Origin of the sequence: Streptomyces sp. PA03-3a (assembly GCF_033792735.1) — a bacterium.
Classification (GTDB): domain Bacteria; phylum Actinomycetota; class Actinomycetes; order Streptomycetales; family Streptomycetaceae; genus Actinacidiphila.
On sequence record NZ_JARAVM010000010.1, the window covers coordinates 172,671 to 194,029 of the forward strand.

Genomic DNA, 21,359 nt, shown 5'->3' on the forward strand with positions numbered 1-21,359 from the left:
GCCGCCGACCGGGTGGACGCCGCGGTCCGGGAAGCGGGGCAGGGCCGTGTAGCCGGACCAGCTCAGCGCGGCCTGCTCGGCGGTGGTGCCCGCCGGGGTGCTGACGGCGCCCTGCGGGGAGGCGGCGGCGCCGGTGGGCGCGGTCGGGGTGGTCGAGGCCTGTCCGGAAGGCTTGTCCTCGCGGCTGTTGGAGCCGCCGCCGTCGTCGGAGCCGGAGGACGCGATCGCCCAGCCGCCGAGCCCGACGACCAGCGCGGCGGCCGCAGCGGCGCCGATCTTGACGCGGCGGCGCTGCAGCGCGTCGGGGACGGCGCGGTGGCGGTGCCTCGCGTGCTGGCCGGGCACCGCGGCGGGCCGGCCGCCGGCCAGTTCCTCCGCGGAGGGCAGCTTGATGCTGGTGTGGGTGTCGCGTGTCGAGTCGGGTGCTGAGCCGCGGACCAGGGGCACGGCGCCGCGCGGCTGGTCGGCCGGCGGGTCGTAGGGCTCGGCGAGCGAACCGGACTCCCGGTCGTACACCTCCTCGCCGTGGTGGTCCCCGGGCGCGTCCACCTCCAGCGGGGGCAGCCCGGCGAGGGCGGGCAGCAGCTCGCGCAGCCGCGCGCCGACCTCGGCCGCCCTCAGCCGCGAGGCCGGGGCCTTGGCGAGGCACTGGGAGAGCAGCTGCCACAACTCGTCGGGCAGGTCCGGCAGGGGGGCGACCGACTCGGTGACGTGCCGGCGCAGTACCGCGCCCGGGTGGCCGCCGCCGAACGGAGTGAAGCCGGCGAGCAGTTCGTACAGGACGGTGGCGAGGGCGTAGATGTCGACGGAGGCGCGCGGCGGCAGGCCCTCGATGATCTCCGGGGCCAGGTAGTCGGGGGTTCCGATGATCCGGGTGGCCCGGGTGCGGCGCGGGGAGTCGACCAGCCGCGCGATGCCGAAGTCGGTGAGGAGCGCCGGAGGCGCGCCGCCCGGTCCGGGCGGCGCGGCGGAGTCCAGCAGGACGTTCTCCGGCTTGACGTCGCGGTGGACGACGCCCGCGGCGTGGGCCGCGGCCAGCCCGTCCGCGACGTCCGCGGTGATGGAGACGGCCGCCTCGGGGGTGAGCCTGCGTTCGCGCTCCAGCCGGGAGCGCAGGTCGGTGCCGCGGACGAGGTCCATGACGAGCGCGAGGTCGGAGCCGTCGACCACCAGGTCGCGGATGCCGACGATGTGCGGGTGATGGAGCGCCAGCAGGGCCGTGCGCTCCTGGACGAAGCGGCCGACGAGGTCCTGGTCGGAGGCGAGGTCCTCGCGCAGCAGCTTGATGGCGACCGGACCCTCGGGGCCCTCGCCCAGCCACACGGTGCCGGCGGAACCCCGCCCCAGCACCTGGTGCGCGGTGTAGCGGCTGCCGATCTTCCGTCCCAAGGCTGCTCCGACTCCTCCGACGTGCCGTCGTGTTGGCGACAAAGCTACGCGGATGCGAGCCGGTTGGGGGAACCTGCCGGGGGTGAGTGCGGCTTCTCCGGGAGAAATCACCCTCCAGAAGTCGACAAATCACCAACACCGGCCCCGCGGGGAGGTGACGGTGGGCCGGTTGGCGTTGACGGCACCGGCCCAGCGGGACGGCACGGCGCGGGCGGTGCCCGGCGCCGTGCCCGACCCCGAAGGGGTGCGCGGCGGTCCTACGGAGTGCCGCCGGAGGTCCCCGAGCCGCCCGAGGAGCCGCCGAGGCCCGAGACCCAGTCCCAGAAGTTCCCGACGCCGTCGCTCACGGTGCCCCACAGGCTTTTCCCGGTGTCCAGCCACTCCGGGACGGGGGTGAGGTACCAGACCAGCACGACGATCACGATCAGCACGATGATCATCGTGAAACAGCCCTTGAGGCACCCGAGGCCCGGGATCTTCATCGGGTTGGCGCTGCGCTGCCGCGGCTCGCGATACGGGGCGGGCTCCGGCGCGGACGGGCGCTGGGGCTCGTACCGCTGGTGCTGCGGCTGCTCGTAGCGCGGCGCGGGCTGCTGCTGCGGCCGCGGCGCGTACTGCTGGGGCTGCGGCTGCGGGGCCCGCTGGGCGTACTGCTGCGGATGCGGCTGCGGCGCGTAGCCGGGCTGCGCCGGCTGCCGGTACTGGGGCTGCTGCGGCCGCTGCTGCTGGTACCCCTGCGGGGACTGCGGCGACTGCGACTGCGGCTGCGGCTGCTGGGAGGCCTGCCGGCGCGGCCTGCGGCGCAGCGGGTCCTGCTCCGGGTCCAGGTACTGGATCTCGGTCTGCTCGGCGCGCGCACGGGCGCGGTTGAGCTGCGACTCCCACGGGTGCGGGCCCTGCGGGGCACCGGAGTCCGGCGGCCCGCCCGGCACCGGCGGCATCACGCGGGTGCCGTCGCCGGCCCCGGCCGATGCCGAGCCGCCCGGGATCACCCGGGTCGCGTCGGCCGCGCCCGCGGCGGATGCGGGCAGGACGCTGGTGGCGGCATTGGGGTCGTACGGGTCGTACCCGCCGACGGGCGACCGGTGAGGCAGCACCTGCGTGGGGTCGGCGGCGTCCGGCGGGACGAGCGGGGTGTCCGGGACGGTGGCCGGGGACGGGTCCGGCGCGAGCAGCGCGGCGACGCCGAGCGCCGCCTCGGACTGCGCCGGGGACGAGTGCACGCCGACGCCCGCCGCGACGACCCGCAGGGCGCGCGCCAGGTTCTCCGCGCTGGGCCGCTCCCCGGGCTCCTTGCGCAGGCAGCGCTCGATGACCGTCCACAGCGGCTCGGGCACGGTGGAGGGCCGGCGCGGCTCCTCGCTCAGGTGCTGGTGCAGCACCTCGAGCGCGCTCTCGCCCCTGAAGGGCGGGCGTCCGGTGACCAGTTCGTATAGGAGGATGCCGGCGCCGTAGATGTCCACGGCCGAGGTCTGCGGACGGCCCTGGGCCGACTCCGGCGCTATGTAGGCGGGCGTGCCGACGAACTCGTGGGTGCGGGTGACGCCGGGTGAGTCCGCCAGCCGCGCGATGCCGAAGTCGGTCAGCATCGGGTGCATCTGCTGGGTGCCGTCCGGGCCCGCGACGGTGGCGAGCAGGACGTTGGCCGGCTTCAGGTCGCGGTGCACCACGCCGTCGGCGTGGCTGGCGGCCAGCGCGTCGGCCACGGCGGCGGTCAGCAGGGCGGCGCCGACCGGTGAGAACGGGCCGTTCTCGCGCAGATGGCGGTAGAGGTCGGGGCCCTCGATCAGGTCCATCACCAGGGCGAGCAACTCACCCTCCACGACCAGGTCGCGGACCCGGACGATGTGCGGATGGCGCAGCCGCAGCAGGACCGAACGCTCCCGCAGGAAGCGCATGACGATGTCGGGGTCGCTCGCCAGCTCTTCCTTGAGCACCTTGATCGCGACGGTTTCGCCGGTGTCCCGCACCTGGGACCGCCACACGGTGCCCGTGGCTCCGCGCCCGAGCGGCTCCACCAGTTCGTATCTGCTGCCTACCGGCCGCACGTTCGCGCTCCCTGGATCTTGGCCTGGTCCGTGGCCTGTCTCGCCCACTGTAGTGCCGCCACGTGGGAGCGGGGCTGCGTTCCGGTACGGGGCGTGTGTGGGCTTAGGACGCGGGGTACGGTCGTTTGGTTGCTTTTTCTGCCCAATGCTGACCATTCAAGATCGCAAAAAGGGGCACCGGCGGCGAGCTGTCGGCGGCGGGTGGGAGGATGCGTGTCGCGGATCGCGTATCGCCGAGCAAGCTGGTCCAGCTGAGCAAGGGGAGCCCGCCGGTCCGCTCTTGTACGTGTCGACGTCCCGGGCAGGGCGGGGTGGGGTCGGGGGCCCGCTCCGCGGTGGATCCGGGCAGAAGGGACCGTGGACGGAGATGCAGATCCGGCTGACCGTTCTCGGGCCGCGCGGCGGCCGCACGGCGCGCTCCTGCGACGTGCTCGTCACCGCGCCGGCGGGCACACCGCTCGGTGCGGTGGCCGGGGCCCTGGCGTCCGGCTCGGGTGGCTCCGGCCAGCCCGCGCGGGCCGGGAAGTCCACGCCCCCGCTCTACGCGGGCGCCGAGCGACTGGACCCGGCGACCGCCGTCCTCGGGGTGCCGCCGCTGCTCGACGGCGCGGTCCTGTCGCTGCACGCGCCCGCCGACGGGCACGACGGCGGCCGGCCGGCGGCCGCCGCCCGGCTGCACGTCGTGGGCGGGCCCGACGCGGGCGGCGTCCACCTGCTGCAGGGCGGCCGGATCCGGGTCGGCCGGTCCGTGGACGCGGACGTGCCGCTGGACGACCCCGACGTCTCCCGGCTGCACTGCGCCGTCACGGTCGACGGCGAGGGCCGGGTCACCGTCGCCGACCTCGGCTCCACCAACGGCACCGCCCTGGACGGCGCTCCCGTGGGCGAGCGCGCGGTCCCCTTCCCCGCCGGCGCGCTGCTGCGGATCGGCGAGTCGACCCTCCGCCTGGAGCCGGCGCCCCCGGGCTCGACCGTCCCTCCGCCGCCCGCCTCCATCCCCGCCATCCCGGACGCCGAGGGGCACCTCCAGGTGACCCTCCCCCCGACCTCCTGGCCGGACACCGGCCGCGTGGCGACCTGGCAGCCCGCGCGCCCCGCCGACGGCGCCGCCGAGCGGCCCGGCCCGCGCGCCGCCGCGCCCTCCGACGGCCCGACGACCACCGGCACCGGGTCCGGGAGCGTCGGCGCGGACACCCGCGCCGCGCCCGCGCCCGGTGAGGACCGGGCGGAGGCCGCGCCGGGCGACCCGGTCCGGCGGGACACCCCGCAGCGCGGCCTGTCCGAGCAGACCCGCGCCGTCGCGCTGCCCCAGGGCCGCCGCGGCGGCGGGCGGGCCGCGGAGGCCGGCAGCCGTATGGCCGGGGCGATAGGGAGCTGGGCCAGGCGCCTGACCGCCGGCCGCGGCGCCCCGGGCGCCGACGGCCACGAGGGCGGCGGGACGACGTACGACCGGGCCGACGCCGCGGCGCTGCGCGAGCGCTGGCCCGATCCGGCGGCCGTGCTGCTCACCGCGCTCGGGCCGGGACCGCGGCTGTGGGAGCGCGCCCTCGGCCATCCCGACCTGCTCACGGTCCGGCTCGGCACCGCGGACCTGACCGCCGAGGACGGCTTCAGGACCCTGCCCGCCGTACCGTTCACCGTCGACCTGCGCGACCCGCACACCCATGTGCTGGGCCTCGCCGGACCGCGTCCCCGGCTGTCCGGGCTGGCCCGCTCGGTGATCGCCCAGTTGTGCGCCCTGCATCCGCCCGGCGCGCTGGAGGTCGTCCTGATCAGCGCCGACCGCTCCCGTCCCGCCGAACAGCGGGCCGAGGAGTGGGGGTGGCTGTACTGGCTGCCGCATCTGCGCCCGGCGCACGGCCAGGACTGCCGGCTGCTCGCGGCCTCGGACCGGGAGCAGGCCGAGGCCCGTGTCGCCGAGGTCGTCCGGCGCATCGAGGAGGGCCCGCTCGGCACGGGCTGGGCGACGGCCACCCCCGAGGAGGTGGCCGAGGCCGCGGCGCGCCGCGAGGGCCCGTACACGCTGCTGGTGGTGGACGGCGACCCGGGCTCGGCCTACCTGCGCGAGGCCGCCGGCCGTATCGCGGCCGCCGGGCCGTCGGTCGGGGTGCACCTGCTGTGCCTGGCCGAGAGCCCGGAGCGGCTGGCCGCCCGCTGCGGCGCCGTCGCCGTGCTGGAGGGCGACGTCGCGACGTCGCTGCGGATGGAGCCGCACGGCCCCGAGCACATGACGATGGAGGCGGTGTCGGCGGCCTGGGCCGAGCGCTTCGCCCGGGCCCTCGCCCCGCTGCGCGAGGGCGACGCCACTCCGAGCCGTACACGTTCCGCCCTGCCGCCCACGGCACGGCTCCTGGACGAGCTGGACCTGGCGCTCGCCACCCCCGCGAAGATCACCACCCGCTGGGCCGGACCCGCCCCCTCGGGCGGCTCCGCCGCGGCGGTCCTCGGCGCCGGGCCGGAGGGCCGGGTCCTGGTCGACCTGGTCGCCGAGGGACCGCATCTGCTGGTCGGCGGCGCGGCGGGCTCCGGCAAGACCGAGTTGCTGCGTTCGGTGGCCGCCGCCCTGTCCGCCGGCGAGCGGCCGGACCGGCTGGCCCTCGTCCTCGTCGACGGCGCCGGGACGGAACGCGGCGAGGGGCTGCGCACCTGCACCGACCTGCCGCACGTCTCCACCTATCTGTCCGCCTGCGACCCGGTGCGGATGCGCGAGTTCGCGCAGGCGCTCACGGCCGAGCTGAAGCGCCGTGACGAGCTGCTGGACGGGGCCGACTTCGGGCAGTGGCACGAGCGCCGCCGGCTGCCCGTGGTGCCGCGCCAGGCGGAGCCGGGCCACGCCCCGGCCGCCGCGGCGGACCCCCAGGTGCGCGGCGCGGTGCGGGTGCGGACCCGCACCACCGAGCCGCTGCCCCGGCTGGTCGTCGTGGTGGACGACTTCGACGTACTGGTCGCCCCCGCTCTCGGCAGCCCCGGCCGGCCGGCCGCGGGCTCGGTGGTCCGCGCCCTGGAGAGCGTGGCGCGCGACGGCGAGCGCCTGGGCGTCCACCTGGTCGCCGCGACCGGCCGCCCCGAGCGCACCGCGGGCACCCACACCGACGACTCGGCGCGGCTGCGCATCGCGCTGCGTACCGAGGAGCCGGAGTCGGCCGCGCTGCTGGTCGCCGTCGAGGATCCGGCGACGGTGGACGACGGCCTGCCCGGCCGCGGTTACCTGCGCCGGCCGGACGGCGGCGTCACCGCCTTCCAGGCAGGCCGGGTCACTGGCCGGATCCCGCGGACGGCGACCCTGCGGCCCACGGTGGTCCCGGTGGAGTGGGACCGCATGGGCGATCCGCCGACCCGCCGCCCGGTCCGCGAACTGGGCAACGGCCCGACCGACCTCGCCCTGCTGGCCAGTGCCCTGCAGCGGGCCGCGGAGTCCGCGGCGGCCGATCCGGTGCCGCCGCTGCTCTGATCCGCCCCGGTCCCCCGCCCCCGTCCGAACGGCCGGTCACATGACGGTCACGATCCAACCGCCGTGCGCTGAGGCGCTATTGCGGCGGTTATCAGACAGGGCGTAGGACTGAACGCGGAACAGCGGATGACGCGGGGACGGGACGCCCGGCGCAGCTGCCACGGCCATCCGGCGGGCTGCCACCGCGGCGCGGGTCCGCGCTGAGGGGATGGGCAGGCAGATGCGGACATCCAGCAGGCGCACGCGAGGTACACGCCGGACGGTCATCGCCGTCGTGGCGACGGCCGCCCTGGCGCTGACGGCCGCCGGGTGCGGCGGAGGCGACGACGACAAGGGCACCCCCGACGGCGGAGGGAGCAGTTCCGGCGGGAGCGGGAGCGTCTCGCTGCCGGACCTCAAGGGCCAGAAGCTCGAGGTCGCGGCGGTGTGGACCGGGCCGGAGCAGAAGAACTTCCAGAAGGTGCTGGACGAGTTCACCAAACGCACCGGGGCCGAGGTCGGCTTCGTGCCGACCGGCGACAACGTCTCCACCTTCCTCGGCACGAAGATCGAGGGCGGCCAGCCGCCGGACGTGGCGTTCCTGCCGCAGGTCGGCGTGTTGCGGCAGTTCGCCCAGAAGGGCTGGCTGAAGCCGCTCTCCTCCGACGTCCAGGCGCAGCTCGACAAGAACTTCAGCGCGGGCTGGAAGGACCTCGGCGCGTACGAGGGCAAGCAGTACGGCGTCTACGCCAAGGCCGCCAACAAGTCGCTGGTCTGGTACAACACAGCGGCCTTCGAGAACGCCGGGATCTCCGAACCGCCGGGGACCTGGGAGGACTTCCTCCAGACCGCCGAGACCCTCTTCGAGTCGGGCACTCCCCCGGTATCGGTCGGCGGCGCGGACGGCTGGACCCTCACCGACTGGTTCGAGAACGTCTATCTCTCCCAGGCCGGTCCGGAGCAGTACGACCAGCTGGCCGAGCACAAGATCAAGTGGACCGACCCCTCGGTGAAGGACGCGCTCACCACCCTCGCCCAGCTCTTCGGCAAGAAGGACCTGATCGCGGGCGGGCAGAGCGGCGCGCTCAAGACCGACTTCCCGAAGTCGGTGACGCAGACCTTCACCGGCAACCCGCCGAAGGCCGCCATGGTCTACGAGGGCGACTTCGTCGGCGCGTTCATCGGGGACAACACCAAGGCGAAGGTCGGCGAGGACGCCAAGGTCTTCCCCTTCCCCGCGGTGGGCTCCGGCAAGGCGCCGGTGGTCAGCGGCGGTGACGTCGGCGTGGCGCTGAAGGACACCAAGGGCGCGCAGGCGCTGCTGACCTTCCTCGCCTCCACCGACGCGGCGAAGGTGTGGGCCTCCTCGGGCGGCTTCGTCTCGCCGAACAAGTCGCTGGACCTGTCGGCCTACCCGGACGAGGTCTCCCGCTCGATCGCGGAGGGACTGGTCGCGGCGGGCGACGACTTCCGCTTCGACATGTCCGACCAGGCCCCGGCGGCCTTCGGCGGGACCGCGGGCAAGGGCGAGTGGAAGGACCTGCAGGACTTCCTGCGCAATCCCTCCGACGTCGCCGGCGCGCAGGCCAAGCTGGAAGCGGACGCCGCCAAGGCGTACGCCGGCTAGGCGGCCGCGATGGCGACGGCGGCCACGGCGAAGGGGCCGGCCGCTCCCGGCGGCACGCCCTCCGCCGGGGGCAGGAGCGTCATGGGCACCCGGCGCTGGGTGGCGGGACTGTTCCTGCTGCCCGCGCTGGTGCTGCTGGGCGCGCTGGTGGTGTACCCCATCGGGTACACCACCTGGCGCAGCCTGTTCGACAAGGCGGGTTCGGGTTTCGTGGGCCTGCACAACTACGCCTCGGTCTTCAGCGACGACAGCACCCTGACGGCGCTGCGGAACACCGCGGTCTGGGTGGTCGTGGCGCCGGTGCTGGCCACGGCCCTCGGGCTGGTCTTCGCGGTGCTGACCGAACGGGTGAGCTGGGGCACCGCCTTCAAGCTGGTCGTCTTCATGCCGATGGCGATCTCGATGCTGGCGGCCGGGATCATCTTCCGGCTGGTGTACGAGCAGGACCCGGCGCGCGGCGCGGCCAACGCCGTCGTGGTCGGCGTCCACGACACCTTCGCCGAGTCCTCGGCGTACCCGGGGGCCCGGCCGCGGCCGAACGGCGCTCTGGCGGCGTCCGGCGGCGGCTCGTACACCACCCGGGACGCCGCCGGGGACGGGACAGCGGTGGGCCTGCCGCTGATCGGGGTCCCCGCCGCGAAGCTGCCCGCGGGCACCGCCGACGCCCGGCAGGCCGCCGCCGGGCCCGGGGTGACCGGCACCGTGTGGCTGGACTTCAAGCCGGGCGGGGGCGGCGAGCCCGGGGTGATCGACGCCGGCGAGAAGGCGCTGGAGGGGGTGCGGGTCGAGGCCGTACGGGACGGACGGGTGGTGGCCTCCGCCACCTCCGGCGCCGACGGCACCTTCTCGCTGCCCGCCTCGGCGGACGGCGCCCGGCTGCGGCTTCCGGCCTCGAACTTCGCGGAGCCGTACAACGGTGTCGACTGGCTCGGCCCCACCCTGGTGACGCCCGCCATCATCGGGGCCTATCTGTGGATGTGGGCGGGCTTCGCCATGGTGCTCATCGCGGCGGGGCTGGCCGGGGTGCCGCGGGAGCTGATGGAGGCGGCGCGCATCGACGGCGCCAACGAGTGGCAGGTCTTCCGCAGGATCACCGTGCCGCTGCTGGCTCCGGTGCTGGTCGTGGTCGTCGTGACACTGATGATCAACGTGATGAAGATCTTCGACCTGGTCTACATCGTCGCCCCCGACACCTCGAAGGACGAGGCCAACGTGCTGGCCCTGCAGCTGTACCTGTCCTCCTTCGGGGCCGGCAACGACCAGGGCGTGGGCAGCGCGATCGGTGTGATCCTGCTGCTGCTGGTCGTCCCGGTCATGGTCTTCAACATCCGCCGACTGCGCAGGGAGGCCCGACGATGACGACCGTCGCAGGCACAGCGGAACCGGCGGAACCGGCGGGCCCGGCCGAGGCGCGGGCCGTTCCGGCCGCCGCCCGGCAGTCCCTCGCCTCGCGGGTCGTGGCCCGCACCGGCGGCGGGGTGCTGAGGGTCCTCCTCGTGCTGGTGGCCCTGTTCTGGCTGATGCCGACCGTGGGGCTGCTGATCTCCTCCTTCCGGGGGCCGGTGGACATCGCCGACTCCGGCTGGTGGAAGGTGTTCACCGCGCCCTCGCAGCTGACCGTCACCAACTACCGGGAGCTGCTCGGCAACGACGCCGTCACCTCCTCGCTGGTCAACACCGCGCTGATCACGGTGCCGGCCACGGTGCTGGTGGTGGTGATCGGGGCGCTGGCGGGCTACGCCTTCGCCTGGATGGAGTTCCCTGGGCGGGACTGGCTGTTCCTCCTGGTGGTCGGGCTGCTGGTGGTGCCGGTGCAGATCGCGCTCATCCCGGTGGCGAAGCTGTTCGGGGAGATCGGGATCTTCGGCGACATCATCGGCGTGGTGCTCTTCCACGTCGGTTTCGGCCTGCCGTTCGCCGTCTTCCTGCTGCGCAACTTCTTCGCGGAGATCCCGCGGGAGCTGCTGGAGGCGGCGCGGCTGGACGGCGCGGGCGAGCTGCGGCTGTTCGCCCGCGTGATCATGCCCCTGGGCGGCCCGGCGATCGCCTCGCTGGGCATCTTCCAGTTCCTGTGGGTGTGGAACGACATGCTGGTGGCGCTGATCTTCTCCAACACCGGCTCCCAGCCGGTCACGGTCGCGCTGCAGCAGCAGGTCCGGCAGTTCGGCAACAACATCGACGTCCTGGCGCCGGGGGCCTTCGTGTCGATGGTGGTCCCGCTGGTCGTCTTCTTCGCCTTCCAGCGCCAGTTCGTCTCCGGCGTCATGGCGGGCGCCGTGAAGTAGCCCCGCAGAGCACCGCAGGTCAGGGGGCAACACTCCGTCGCCGGATGGGTCGCCGTACGCGGCGCATGCCCGGGATATAACGGGCATACGCCGCGTAAGCCGACATTACGGATGTGCTGCCTTGCCCCGGTTCAGCGTCATCGTGCCCGCCCACAAGGTGCAGGCCTACCTGCACGAGTGCCTGGAGTCCGTGCTCGGGCAGAGCTTCTCGGACTTCGAGGTGATCGCCGTCGACGACCGCTCCCCCGACGCCAGCGGTGCCATCCTCGACGCCTTCGCGGCCCGCGACCGCCGGGTGACCGTCCTGCACCTGAAGGAGAACGTGGGCCTCGGCCCGGCCCGCAACGCCGGAACGGCCCGGGCCACCGGGGACTACCTGCTCTTCCTCGACAGCGACGACACCCTCGCCCCCGGTTCCCTGCAGGCGCTCGCCGACCGCCTGAAGGAGACCGCCGAGCCGGACGTGCTGGTCTACGACTACGCCCGCACGTACTGGGACGGCCGCGTCGTACGCAACCAGCGTGCCGCGCTGCTCGCCCAGGACGGCCGCCCCGCCGGGCCCCTCGACGACCGCCCCGAACTGCTGCGGCTGCTGCCGGTCGCCTGGAACAAGGCCTACCGGCGCGAGTTCGTCCAGCGCTGCGACGCCGCCTTCCCGCCCGGCTGGTACGAGGACGTCGCCTGGACCTACCCCCTGCTGCTCGCCGCCCGCAGCATCGCGGTGCTCGACCGGGTCTGCGTGCTCTACCGGCAGCGCCGCCGGGGCAGCATCCTGCGCACCACCAGCAGCAGGCACTTCGACGTCTTCGACCAGTACGACCGGGTCTTCGCCTTCCTCGACCGCAACCCCGCCCTCGACGGCTGGCGGCCCGCCCTCTTCGGCCGGATGACCGACCACCTGCTGGCGGTCTACAACACACCGGGCCGGCTGCCCCGCTCGTCCCGCGGCCTGTACTTCCAGCGCTGCAGCCTCCACTTCCGCCGCTACCAGCCCCAGGAGCCCGGCCCCCGCCCGCACGGCGTCCCCGGCCGCACCCGGCGGCTGCTCGTACGGCTCGGCGCGCGGCAGGTCTTCGACGCCGTGCGCGCCGCCAACACGCTGCGCAGGAGGCTCCGGCGACTGGCGAAGGACACCGCCCGGGCGGCCCGGGAGGCGGGCCTGCGGCTGCACTACCGGATCCAGCGGCACCGCCCCCTCGACCCGGACCTCGCGGTCTTCGCGGCCTGCCGCTACGGCGGCTACGGCGGCGACCCCGCCGCCCTGGAGGCCGCCGTCCGCGACCTGGCGCCGCACCTGCGCACCGCGTGGATCACGACCCCGGCGTACGCGCACACCCTGCCGCGCGGCGTACGCCGGCTCCAGCCCGGCTCACCCGCCTACTGGACGGCGCTGGCGCGCGCCGCCTACCTGGTCAACGACGTCAACTTCCCGCACGCCTACCGCAAGCGGCGCGGCCAGGTGAACCTCCACACCCACCAGGGCACCCCGCTCGGCCGCACGGGCCTGGACCTCCAGGGGCACCCGGCCGCCTCGGCGGGCCGGGACTTCGCCCGGATGCTCGCCCACACCGACCGCTGGGACTTCTGCCTGTCCGCCAACCGGCACTCGACGGTCGTATGGGAACGGGCCTACCCCGCCGGCTACACCACCCTGGAGCACGGCCGGCCCGGCAACGACGTCCTGCTGCGCGCCGACGCCGACGACGTACGGCGGATCCGCGCCGACCTCGGCATCCCGGCGGAGTCCACCGCGATCCTCTACGCCCCCGCCCACCGCGACTACCGGCGGGGCTTCCACCCGCCCGTCGACCTGGTCCGCCTCGCCCGCGAACTCGGCCCCGGCCATGTGGTGCTGTACCGCGCGCCGGACGGCCACGCCGGTACGGCCACACTGCCCGAGGGCCTGCCGGACACCGTGCTGGACGTCTCCGCCCACCCCTCGGTCCAGGAGCTGTGCCTGGCCGCGGACGCCCTGGTGACCGACTACTCCCCCCTGATGTTCGACTACGCCGGTCTCGACCGCCCCATCGTGGTCCACGCCGGGGACTGGACGGCCTACCGGGCCGCCCGCGGCACCTACTTCGACATCACCGCCGAAGCCCCCGGGCCGGTCGCCCGCAGCGAGGACGAGCTCCTGTCGATCCTCACCACCGACACCTGGCGCGGCCCCCGTTCCGCCCAGTTGCGGGCCGCGTTCCGGGCCCACTTCTGCCCGTACGACGACGGCCACGCCGCCGAGCGGGTCGTACGCCGCGTCTTCCTCGGCGAGGACGGCGGGGAGCCCGCCGTCCTCCCCCTGGAGCGCCGCACCCCCGCCCCGCCGGCCCGCCCCTGAGCCCTCAGCCCGGCGGCGGGGCGGGGGTGCGCTCGTCCGGCTTGAGGACGGGCAGCAGGTCGGGCTCGCCCAGCAGCACCCGCCGTACGACGCGTTCGGCGGCGCGGCCGTCGTCCCAGGGACAGAAGCGGGCCCGGAAGGCCGCCCGCAGCTCGGCGGCCCCGGGCGAGGACCACGCCCCGGATCGGAAGGCGGTGGCGATCGCGGCCTCGTCGCGGGCGACGACGCCCGGGGTGTCGCCGGGGCGCCCGGAGACCAGGTCGAAGTAGACCCCGCGGGCGGCCCGGTAGACCTCCCAGTCGGCGCAGTGCACCACGATCGGGCGGTCCAGGCTCGCGTAGTCGAACATCAGCGACGAGTAGTCGGTGAGCAGGGCGTCGGAGGCCAGGCACAGCTCCTCCAGCGGCGTGTGCGCGGAGACGTCCAGGGCCCCCTCCGGCAGCGCCGCGGGGCCGGCCCCGGAGTGGAAGTAGTGCGCGCGGACCAGCACCAGGTACTCCCGCCCCAGTGCCCGGCACAGCCTGGCGAGGTCCAGCTGCGGGACGAACTCCCGCTGGTAGTCGCGGTGCGTGGGGGCGTACAGGATCGCCCTGACCCCGTCCGGGATGCCCAGCCGGGCCCGGATCCGCCGGACGTCGTCGGCGCCGGCCGTGAAGTAGGCGTCGTTGCGGGGGTATCCGGTGGGCAGCGTCAGGTAGCCGCCGGGGTAGACCCGCTCCCAGATCTCGCTGGAGTGGGGGTTGGAGGACAGCGAGTAGTCCCACTGGTCCGCATGGTCCAGCAGCCGGCGGAAGCTCATGCCCTTGGCCACCGCCGGATGGGCGCGCAGGTCCATGCCCATGTGCTTGAGCGGGGTGCCGTGATGCGTCTGCAGGTAGACCTGGCCGGGGCGCTTGACGACCTCACCGGTGAAGTTGGCGTTGTTCACCAGGAAGCGGGCGCGGGCCAGCAGCTCCCAGTAGCGGCGCGAGTTCGCCTCCACCCGGTCGACGCCCTCGGGGACCGCGTCCTGCGCGCCGCGCCGGACCACCCACACCCCGTGCAGGTGCGGGGCCAGCTCGCGGGCCTTGCGGTAGATCGCGGCGGGGCTGCACAGCACCCCCCGGTTCCAGTACGCCGCGTACACCACCAGGTGGTCGTCGAGCGGGCGCCGGCGCTCCAGGGCGTACCAGCGTCGGTACACCTCGCGGGCGGCGGCGTTGCGGCGGGCGCGCAGCCGCCGGGCGGCGTGGGCGCGCAGCTCCGCGGCGCGGTGGGCGGCGAAGGTGCCGGGCAGCCCGGCGCGGCGGAAGAAGGCGGCGCGGTCCTGCGGGCGCAGCCGCCCGGGGTCGTCCAGGACGGCCGTGAGCCGCCGGTCCCGCTCGGCGCGCAGCACCGGCAGGTCGTGCCGGGCCAGCAGGGTGTCGTACCGGTCGGCCAGGGCGAGGTGCTGCGGGCCCGGCGTGCTGGAGAAGCTGCCGTGGCGGCGTCTGCGCCAGGTGACGCAGATCCGGTCCAGGCAGGCGATGCGCGGGGCGGCGAGCAGCATCTCGTACGCCACCGGGACGTCCTCGTACGGCCCGGAGCCGAAACCGAAGCCGGCCCAGTAGTCGCGCCGCACCACCCGGTTCCAGGCGGCGGGCAGGACCGTCAGGCACTCGGGTCGCTCGGTGGCCCGGAAGACGGCGTGCCCGGCGAGGGCGGCGGCGTGCAGGAAGGGCCCGTCCCCGCTCTCCGTGCGGTGCTCCCACACGTCGAGCCGGTCGTGGTCGAAGAGCAGGACCTCGGGGTCGCCGGTGGACCGCAGCCGTGCGTCCAGGGCGGCCAGGGCGCCGGGCGCGAGGAGGTCGTCGGCGTCGAGGAAGAGCAGGTAGTCGCCGCTGGCGCGGGCCGCGCCGGCGTCCCGGGCCGGGCCCGCGCCGGCGTTGCGGGGCTGCCGCAGCGGGAGCACCCTGGGGTCGGCGGCGGCGACCTCCTCGACGACGGCGGCCGAGCCGTCGGGCGAGCAGTCGTCGACCGCGATGAGCTCCAGGTCCGCGTACCGCTGCCCGAGCACCGACTCCAGGCACGCGCGGACGTAGCCCTGTGCCTTCCATACCGGGACGATCACGCTGAACCGAGGCATAGGGCCGAGGGTAAGCAGGACCGTCCCCCTGCGCCCGGTGGATCACCCGAAAGGCGCAGGCGAGGTGACCGAGGAGGCGGTCGCGAGTTGAACCGCACGCCCCCTGTCGCCCTCGTCCGGAAAGGGCCACGTCACCATGGTGTCGCTCACGCCCCGCCTCACGGTCGTCGTTCCGGTCCACAACGTCGAGAGCTGGCTGGAGGAATGCCTGCGCTCGGTGGCCGCGCAGACCTTCGACGCGCTCGACGTGGTCATGGTCGACGACGGCTCCACCGACTCCGGTCCGCGGATCGCCCAGGACTTCGCCGACCGCGACCCCCGCTTCCGCCTCGTCCGGCAGGACAACGGCGGACTGGGCCACGCCCGCAACACCGGCACCCGGCACGCCGATCCGCGCACCGAGTACCTGTGCTTCCTGGACAGCGACGACATCGTGCCGCCGCGCGCCTACGAGAACCTGGTGGGGCTGCTGGACGGCTCCGGCTCGGACTTCGCGACCGGCAACGTGTGGCGGCTGACCGCCGACGGCCGCAGCCAGGCCTGGCAGCACCGGGACATGACCCGCACCGTCACCGGCACCCACATCACCCGGGACCTGAGCCTGCTGTCGGACCGGGTCGCCTGGAACAAGGTCTTCCGCCGCTCCTTCTGGGATCGGCACCGCCTCGCCTTCCCCGAGGGCGTGCTCTACGAGGACACCCCGCTCACCATCCCCGCGCACTTCCTCGCCGACGCCGTCGACGTGGCCCACGAGCACGTGTACTACTGGCGGATCCGCGAGGGCTCCATCACCCGGCGCCGCACCGACGTCAAGGGCGTACGCGACCGGATCGCCGCCGTCGACCACGTCAGCCGCTTCCTCGGCGACCCGGCCCGCACCCGCTGGACCTCCTTCAAGCGGGCCTACGACCGCTCGGTCCTCACCGACGACCTGCTCTACTTCATCGACGCCCTCCCGATGGCCGGCCCCGAGTACCGGCGGGTCTTCATGGAGCGCTGCCGGGACTGGCTCACCCGGGTCGACCCCACCCTCTTCCCGGAACTGCCCGCCGGGCTGCGCATCAAGTGGCACCTGATCCTCAAGGACCGCCTCGACGACCTGCTGGCGGTGCTCGAGCACGAGCAGCGCAACTCCGCCGGCTTCGGCGTGGCCGGCCCGCCGCTGCGCAAGCGGGCGGTGCTGCGCCGGGCGGACGGCGGCCGGATCGCCCTGCCGGCCGCGGCGGCCCGGCTGCGGCGCGCGGACTTCCCCGTGCGGGCGCGGGTGCGCGAGGTGGTGCGGGAGAACGGCCGGCTCGTCCTGCGCGGCTACGCCTACCTGCGCAACATCGACGCGGACCGCAAGGGTGCCGCGCACATCACCGCCGTCGCCGTCCACGGCCACGGCCGCCGGGCGAAGGTGGTGCTGCTGCCCGTCAGGATCCGGCAGGAGCCGGCCGCGACCCTCAACTCGCGCCAGGAGGAACACTGCTACGACTGGTCGGGCTTCGAGATCACGATCGACCCGGCGCGGCTGACCACCGGCCGCCGCCAGGGCGAACCCCGGGCCGGCGGCCGCTGGCGGCTCGGGGTGGTCGTCGCGGCGAAGGGGGTCATCCGCAGGGCGGGGCTGCGGGCCGCGGACGCCGGCTCGGGGGCGTCCCCGCCGTCGTACGCGGCCGGCGGCGGCATGCGGCTCGTGCCGTACTACCGGCAGGGCCGGCTGCACCTGTCGGTGGAGCCGGAGGTGCGGCGGCTGTCCGCGCACCGGCCGTCCGCCGACGGCACCTCGGTGGAGCTGGACTTCACGGGCGCGCCCCAGGCCACGGCGGTACGGCTGACCCACTCCGCGACGCCCACCGTTCTGGAGTACCCGCTGGAGCCCCTGGCCTCCGGGGAGGCGGACGACGGCGTCCGCCGGGCCCGCGTGCCCCTCGCCGACCTGGCGGGCGCCCGGCCCGCGCTGGACGCCGGGCCGAAGGAGATCCGTCCCGAGGACACCGACAGCTGGGACGTCGCCCTGCTGCGCCCCGGGCACGCCGACCCCGTCCACCTCGACGGGGCGCTGCCCGCCGGGCACTACGACCTGGGCACCGACCCCCGCCTCGGGGGGACGCCGCGGCGGCTGCTCGTGGAGGCGAAGGCGTCGGGGAAGCTGGTGCTGCGCGACCGCACCCCGCAGCCGGTGGCCGACGCCATCGGCTGGACCGCCGAGGGCGCCCTGGTCGTCGCCGGCCGCCTCGCCCCCGGCTCCGCGCCCGGCCCGGCCGAACTGGTGCTGCGGCACGGCACCCACCGCGTGGAGCACGCCGTCGCCGTCCAGGCCGACGGCGTACCGGGACGGCGGCCCGGCCTCCCGCCGCCGTCCAGCGCCATCCCGCCGCTGCCGCGTCCACCGGAGGAGGGGCCGGGCCCGCACGGGGGGCGCCGGTTCACCGCCACCCTGCGGCCCGGGACGCTGGAGTCCCTCGCCGGCACCGTCCCGCTGCCCGCCGGCCGCTGGTACCTGCACCTGCGCGACGGGGCCGGCACGGAAGCGGCGGTGCGGGTCGCGCCCGGGGTCTTCGAGGCGCTGCCGATGGCGGCGGAAGCGGGCGGCAAGTCCTTCTCCGTGGACCGCCGCTTCCACGACCGGCTGTTCCTCGACGCCCGGCCCACGGTGCCCGAGCCGCAGCGCGGCCCGTACCGGCAGCGGGTGCTGCGCGAGAACCACCACCCCCGCACCCGAGGCCTGCCGCGCCGCGAGGCGGTGCTCTACAGCGCCTTCGACGGGCGGGCGTACGGGGACTCGCCGCGCGCCGTCCACGAGGAACTGCTGCGCCGCCGCGCGGCGGACGGCCTGGAGCACCTGTGGGTGGTCAGGGACGGCCAGGCTCCCCCGCCGGCGACCGCACGGCCCGTCGTGCTGCACAGCGCGGCCTGGTACGAGGCGCTCGCCCGCTGCCGCTACGTCGTCACCAACACGCACCTGCCGGCGTGGTTCGTGCGCCGTCCGGACCAGACCGTGCTGCAGACCTGGCACGGCACCCCCCTCAAGCGGACCGGCCGGGACCTCGCCGGGACCCTGTGCGCGGACCTGGTGCACCTGCCCCGCCCGCCGCGCGACCCGGGCGCCCAGTGGAGCCTGCTGCTGTCGCCGAACGCCCAGAGCACCCCGCTGCTGCGCGCCGCGCTCGGCTACGACGGCCCGGTCGCCGAGACGGGACTGCCCCGTACCGACGTGCTCTTCGCCGACGACCGCGACAAGGTCGCCGCCGCGCTGCGCGACCGGCTGCGGATCCCCAGGGACCGCACCGTCGTGCTGTACGCGCCGACGCGCCGCGACGACCTGGCGTACGACGCCGAGCACTACCGCATGTCGCCGTACCTGGACCTGGAGGAGGCCGAACGCGCCCTGGGCGCCGACCATGTGCTGCTCTTCCGCTCGCACCCCCTGGTCGCCGACCGCGTCCGCACCCCGCGCTCCGGGTTCGTGCGCGACGTGTCCTCCCACCCGGACGTGGCGGAGCTGCTGCTGGCCACCGACGTCCTGGTCACCGACTACGCGTCACCGGCGGCCGACTTCGCCAACACCGGCCGCCCGATGCTCTTCCTCGTCCCCGACCTGGAGCACTTCCGCGACACCCTGCGCGGCTTCTACCCCGACTTCGAGGCCCAGGCCCCCGGCCCGCTGCTGCAGTCGACCGCCGAACTGGCGGGCGCGCTGCGCGACCTCGGCACCGTGGCACGGCACAGCGCCGACGCGTACGCCCACTTCCGCGCGACCTTCTGCCACCTCGACGACGGCGGTGCGGCGGCCCGCGCCGTCGACCGGCTGCTCGAACCCGACCGTCACCGCCCCTGAGGGAACCCAGGATCCACATGCCCCGCTTCTCCGTCATCGTCCCGGTCCACCAGGTGCAGGGCTATCTGCGTGCCTGCCTCGACTCGGTGCTGTCGCAGTCACTGCCCGACCTCGAGGTGATCGCGGTCGACGACCGCTCGCCGGACCACTGCGGCCGCATCCTCGACGAGTACGCGGCACGCGACTCGCGGGTGATCGCGCTGCACCACGAGGAGAACCAGGGCGTGGGGCGGGCCCGCAACACCGGCGCGGAGCGCGCCACCGGCGACTACCTGCTCTTCCTCGACGGCGACGACACCCTCGCCCCCGGCTCCCTGGAGGCGGTCGCCGAGCGGCTGAAGCAGGACGGCGACCCGGACATCCTGTACTTCGACCATGTGCGCACCTACTGGTGGGAGGCCGCCGAGAAGAGCGTCTTCGGGGGACTGCTCGCCTCGGCCGGCACCGATGTCTTCCGGATCATCGAACGCCCCGAGTTCCTGCGGCTGTTCGCGATCACCTCCAACCGCGTCTACCGCCGCGCCTTCTACGGGGAGCACGGCTTCTCCTTCAGCGACGGCATCTACGAGGACGCCCTCGTCTCCTACAAGACGATGCTCAGCGCCGAGCGGATCTCCTGCCTGGCCCGGGTGGTGCTGGAGTACCGGCAGCGGCGCAGCGGCGCCAGCACCCGCAGCCCGGGCCGCAACCACTTCGTCATCCTCGACCAGTACACCCGGCTCTTCGACTTCCTCGACGCGCCCGGCCGCGAGCACCTCGCGCCACTGCGGCCGATGCTGTTCGAACGGGCCGTCAGCCACTTCCTGTTCTGCCTCGGCAACCCCGACCGGATCCCGCCGCGGCTGCGCCGCGAGTTCTTCCGGCTCGCGGCCCGCTGGTACGCCCGCCACGTCCCGGAGGGCTTCGCACCACCCGCCGACAAGGCCCTCGGCTACGCGCGGCTGGCCCGCGGCAGCTGGCTGCTGGCCCGGCTGGGAGACGTACCGCGCGGGGCCCGCAAGGAACTGACCCGGCGCAGGCGGTCGCTGCGCCGGCAGGTCGCGCAGCGGGCCAAGGCCGCCCTGTACGCCTACCACCTGCGGCGGCCGCTCGACCCCAACCTCGCGGTGTACTCGGCGTACTGGGACCGCGGGGTGTTCTGCAACCCGGCCGCGATCTACCACAAGGCGCGGGAGATCGCCCCGGGCGTCCACGGGGTGTGGCTGGTCCGCAAGTCCGACGTGCCGCGGGTGCCCAAGGGCGTGGACTACGTGGTACCGCGCACCCGGCGCTACTGGCGGCTGATGGCCCGGGCCACGTACCTGATCAGCAACGTCAACTTCCCCAACGACGTCCGCAAGCGGCCCGGCAGCGTCCACCTGCAGACCCACCACGGCACCCCGCTGAAGAAGATGGGCATCGACCAGCAGCGCTACCCCGCCTCGGCCAAGGGCATGAGCTTCCGCCGGCTGCTGGAACGGGTGGACCGCTGGGACTACAGCCTGTCCTCCAACCCGCACTCCAGCGAGATCTGGGAGCGCGTCTACCCCTCCTCCTGGCAGCACCTGGAGACCGGCTACCCGCGCAACGACGTCTTCCTGACGGCCGGCGCCGCCGAGGTCGCCCACGCCCGCGCGGCCCTGGGCATCGCCCCCGGGCGCACCGCGGTCCTGTACGCGCCGACGACCCGCGACTACCAGCGGAACTTCGTGCCGCGGCTGGACGTGGAGCGGGTGTGCCGGGCGCTCGGCGAGGACTTCGTCCTGCTGACCCGCATCCACTACTTCCACGGCGAGGACGCCCGGCTGAAGGCGCTGCACGAGGAGGGGCTGCTGGTCGACGTGTCCCGGCACCCGTCGGTCGAGCAGCTGTGCCTGGCGGCCGACGCCCTCGTCACCGACTACTCGTCGATCATGTTCGACTACGCGCTCCTCGACCGTCCCATCGTCGTCCACGCCGACGACTGGCCGGTCTACCGGGCCAGCCGCGGCGTCTACTTCGACCTGCTGTCCGGCGCCCCGGGCGACACCCCCGGCGCGGTCTCCACCAGCGACGACGAGCTGATCGCGGCCTTCCGCGACGGCACCTGGAACAGCCCGGAGGCGGCCCGGCTGCGAGCCGCGTTCCGCCGCCGCTTCTGCGCCTTCGACGACGGCCGGGCCGCCGAGCGGGTCGTACGGCGGGTCTTCCTCGGCGAGACCGAGCCGCTGCCCCTCGTGCCCCTGGATGCCCGCACCCCCGCACCGGCGCCGGCGCTCCTGGTCGGCGCCGCCCCGCCCGCGGAGCCGCGCTCCGGGCCGCAGGAGGCCGCCGCGCAGCCGTAGCGCAGCCGTAGCGAC

General features: G+C 74.9%; 9 protein-coding genes and 1 pseudogene. 7 read left to right on the forward strand and 3 right to left on the reverse strand.

Annotated elements, in window-relative coordinates; translation table 11 throughout:
- Nucleotides 1–135: 135 nt before the first annotated feature.
- Together PV342_RS15095 and PV342_RS15100 are read right to left on the reverse strand one after the other, a co-directional pair.
- A pseudogene (locus tag PV342_RS15095) lies at nt 136–1,389 on the reverse strand (serine/threonine-protein kinase); the annotation flags it as partial.
- Nucleotides 1,390–1,646: 257 nt separating this feature from the next.
- Complete coding sequence (locus PV342_RS15100) at nt 1,647–3,437, reverse strand: serine/threonine-protein kinase (RefSeq protein WP_500317435.1); 1,791 nt, start codon at nt 3,435–3,437, stop codon at nt 1,647–1,649.
- Between the two features lie 367 nt (nt 3,438–3,804).
- On the opposite strand from PV342_RS15100, the gene PV342_RS15105 reads away from it, so the two are divergent.
- The 5 genes from PV342_RS15105 (at nt 3,805) to PV342_RS15125 (ending at nt 13,114) form a co-directional block, all read left to right on the forward strand.
- A complete protein-coding gene (locus PV342_RS15105; protein ID WP_500317437.1) occupies nt 3,805–6,888 on the forward strand; it encodes an FtsK/SpoIIIE domain-containing protein in 3,084 nt (1,027 codons plus the stop codon).
- 220 nt (nt 6,889–7,108) lie between these two features.
- The gene (locus PV342_RS15110) at nt 7,109–8,494 is read left to right on the forward strand and encodes an ABC transporter substrate-binding protein (RefSeq protein ID WP_400808693.1); all 1,386 of its coding nucleotides are present in this window, start codon (nt 7,109–7,111) and stop codon (nt 8,492–8,494) included.
- An 81-nt stretch (nt 8,495–8,575) separates the two neighbouring features.
- Nucleotides 8,576–9,853, forward strand: a complete 1,278-nt coding sequence (locus PV342_RS15115; RefSeq protein ID WP_329187595.1) for a carbohydrate ABC transporter permease — start codon at nt 8,576–8,578, stop codon at nt 9,851–9,853.
- Complete coding sequence (locus PV342_RS15120) at nt 9,850–10,779, forward strand: carbohydrate ABC transporter permease (protein WP_361007140.1); 930 nt, start codon at nt 9,850–9,852, stop codon at nt 10,777–10,779. The genes PV342_RS15115 and PV342_RS15120 overlap by 4 nt, the downstream gene beginning before the upstream one ends.
- Before the next feature lie 121 nt (nt 10,780–10,900).
- A complete protein-coding gene (locus PV342_RS15125) occupies nt 10,901–13,114 on the forward strand; it encodes a bifunctional glycosyltransferase/CDP-glycerol:glycerophosphate glycerophosphotransferase (protein ID WP_400808699.1) in 2,214 nt (737 codons plus the stop codon).
- Nucleotides 13,115–13,118: 4 nt separating this feature from the next.
- Here PV342_RS15125 and PV342_RS15130 read toward each other — a convergent pair whose 3' ends face one another.
- Nucleotides 13,119–15,218: a bifunctional glycosyltransferase/CDP-glycerol:glycerophosphate glycerophosphotransferase gene (locus PV342_RS15130; RefSeq protein ID WP_400808702.1), complete on the reverse strand. Its 2,100-nt coding sequence runs from the start codon at nt 15,216–15,218 to the stop codon at nt 13,119–13,121.
- A gap of 136 nt (nt 15,219–15,354) precedes the next feature.
- Here PV342_RS15130 and PV342_RS15135 point away from each other — a divergent pair, with 136 nt between their 5' ends.
- Nucleotides 15,355–19,041 carry a bifunctional glycosyltransferase/CDP-glycerol:glycerophosphate glycerophosphotransferase gene (locus PV342_RS15135; protein WP_500317440.1) on the forward strand — a complete coding sequence of 1,229 codons (3,687 nt, stop codon included), beginning with the start codon at nt 15,355–15,357 and terminating at the stop codon, nt 19,039–19,041.
- A 17-nt stretch (nt 19,042–19,058) separates the two neighbouring features.
- Nucleotides 19,059–21,344, forward strand: coding sequence for a bifunctional glycosyltransferase/CDP-glycerol:glycerophosphate glycerophosphotransferase (locus tag PV342_RS15140; RefSeq protein ID WP_400808707.1), 2,286 nt, complete (start codon nt 19,059–19,061; stop codon nt 21,342–21,344).
- Nucleotides 21,345–21,359 lie beyond the last annotated feature (15 nt).

Bases quoted from the DNA above. Each gene is read 5' to 3' on its own strand.
- PV342_RS15140 (WP_400808707.1), top strand. From the start codon at position 19,059: ATGCCCCGCTTCTCCGTCATCGTCCCGGTCCACCAGGTGCAGGGCTAT.
- PV342_RS15115 (WP_329187595.1), top strand. From the start codon at position 8,576: ATGGGCACCCGGCGCTGGGTGGCGGGACTGTTCCTGCTGCCCGCGCTG.
- PV342_RS15110 (WP_400808693.1), top strand. From the start codon at position 7,109: ATGCGGACATCCAGCAGGCGCACGCGAGGTACACGCCGGACGGTCATC.
- PV342_RS15135 (WP_500317440.1), top strand. From the start codon at position 15,355: ATGGTGTCGCTCACGCCCCGCCTCACGGTCGTCGTTCCGGTCCACAAC.
- PV342_RS15105 (WP_500317437.1), top strand. From the start codon at position 3,805: ATGCAGATCCGGCTGACCGTTCTCGGGCCGCGCGGCGGCCGCACGGCG.
- PV342_RS15130 (WP_400808702.1), bottom strand. From the start codon at position 15,218: ATGCCTCGGTTCAGCGTGATCGTCCCGGTATGGAAGGCACAGGGCTAC.
- PV342_RS15120 (WP_361007140.1), top strand. From the start codon at position 9,850: ATGACGACCGTCGCAGGCACAGCGGAACCGGCGGAACCGGCGGGCCCG.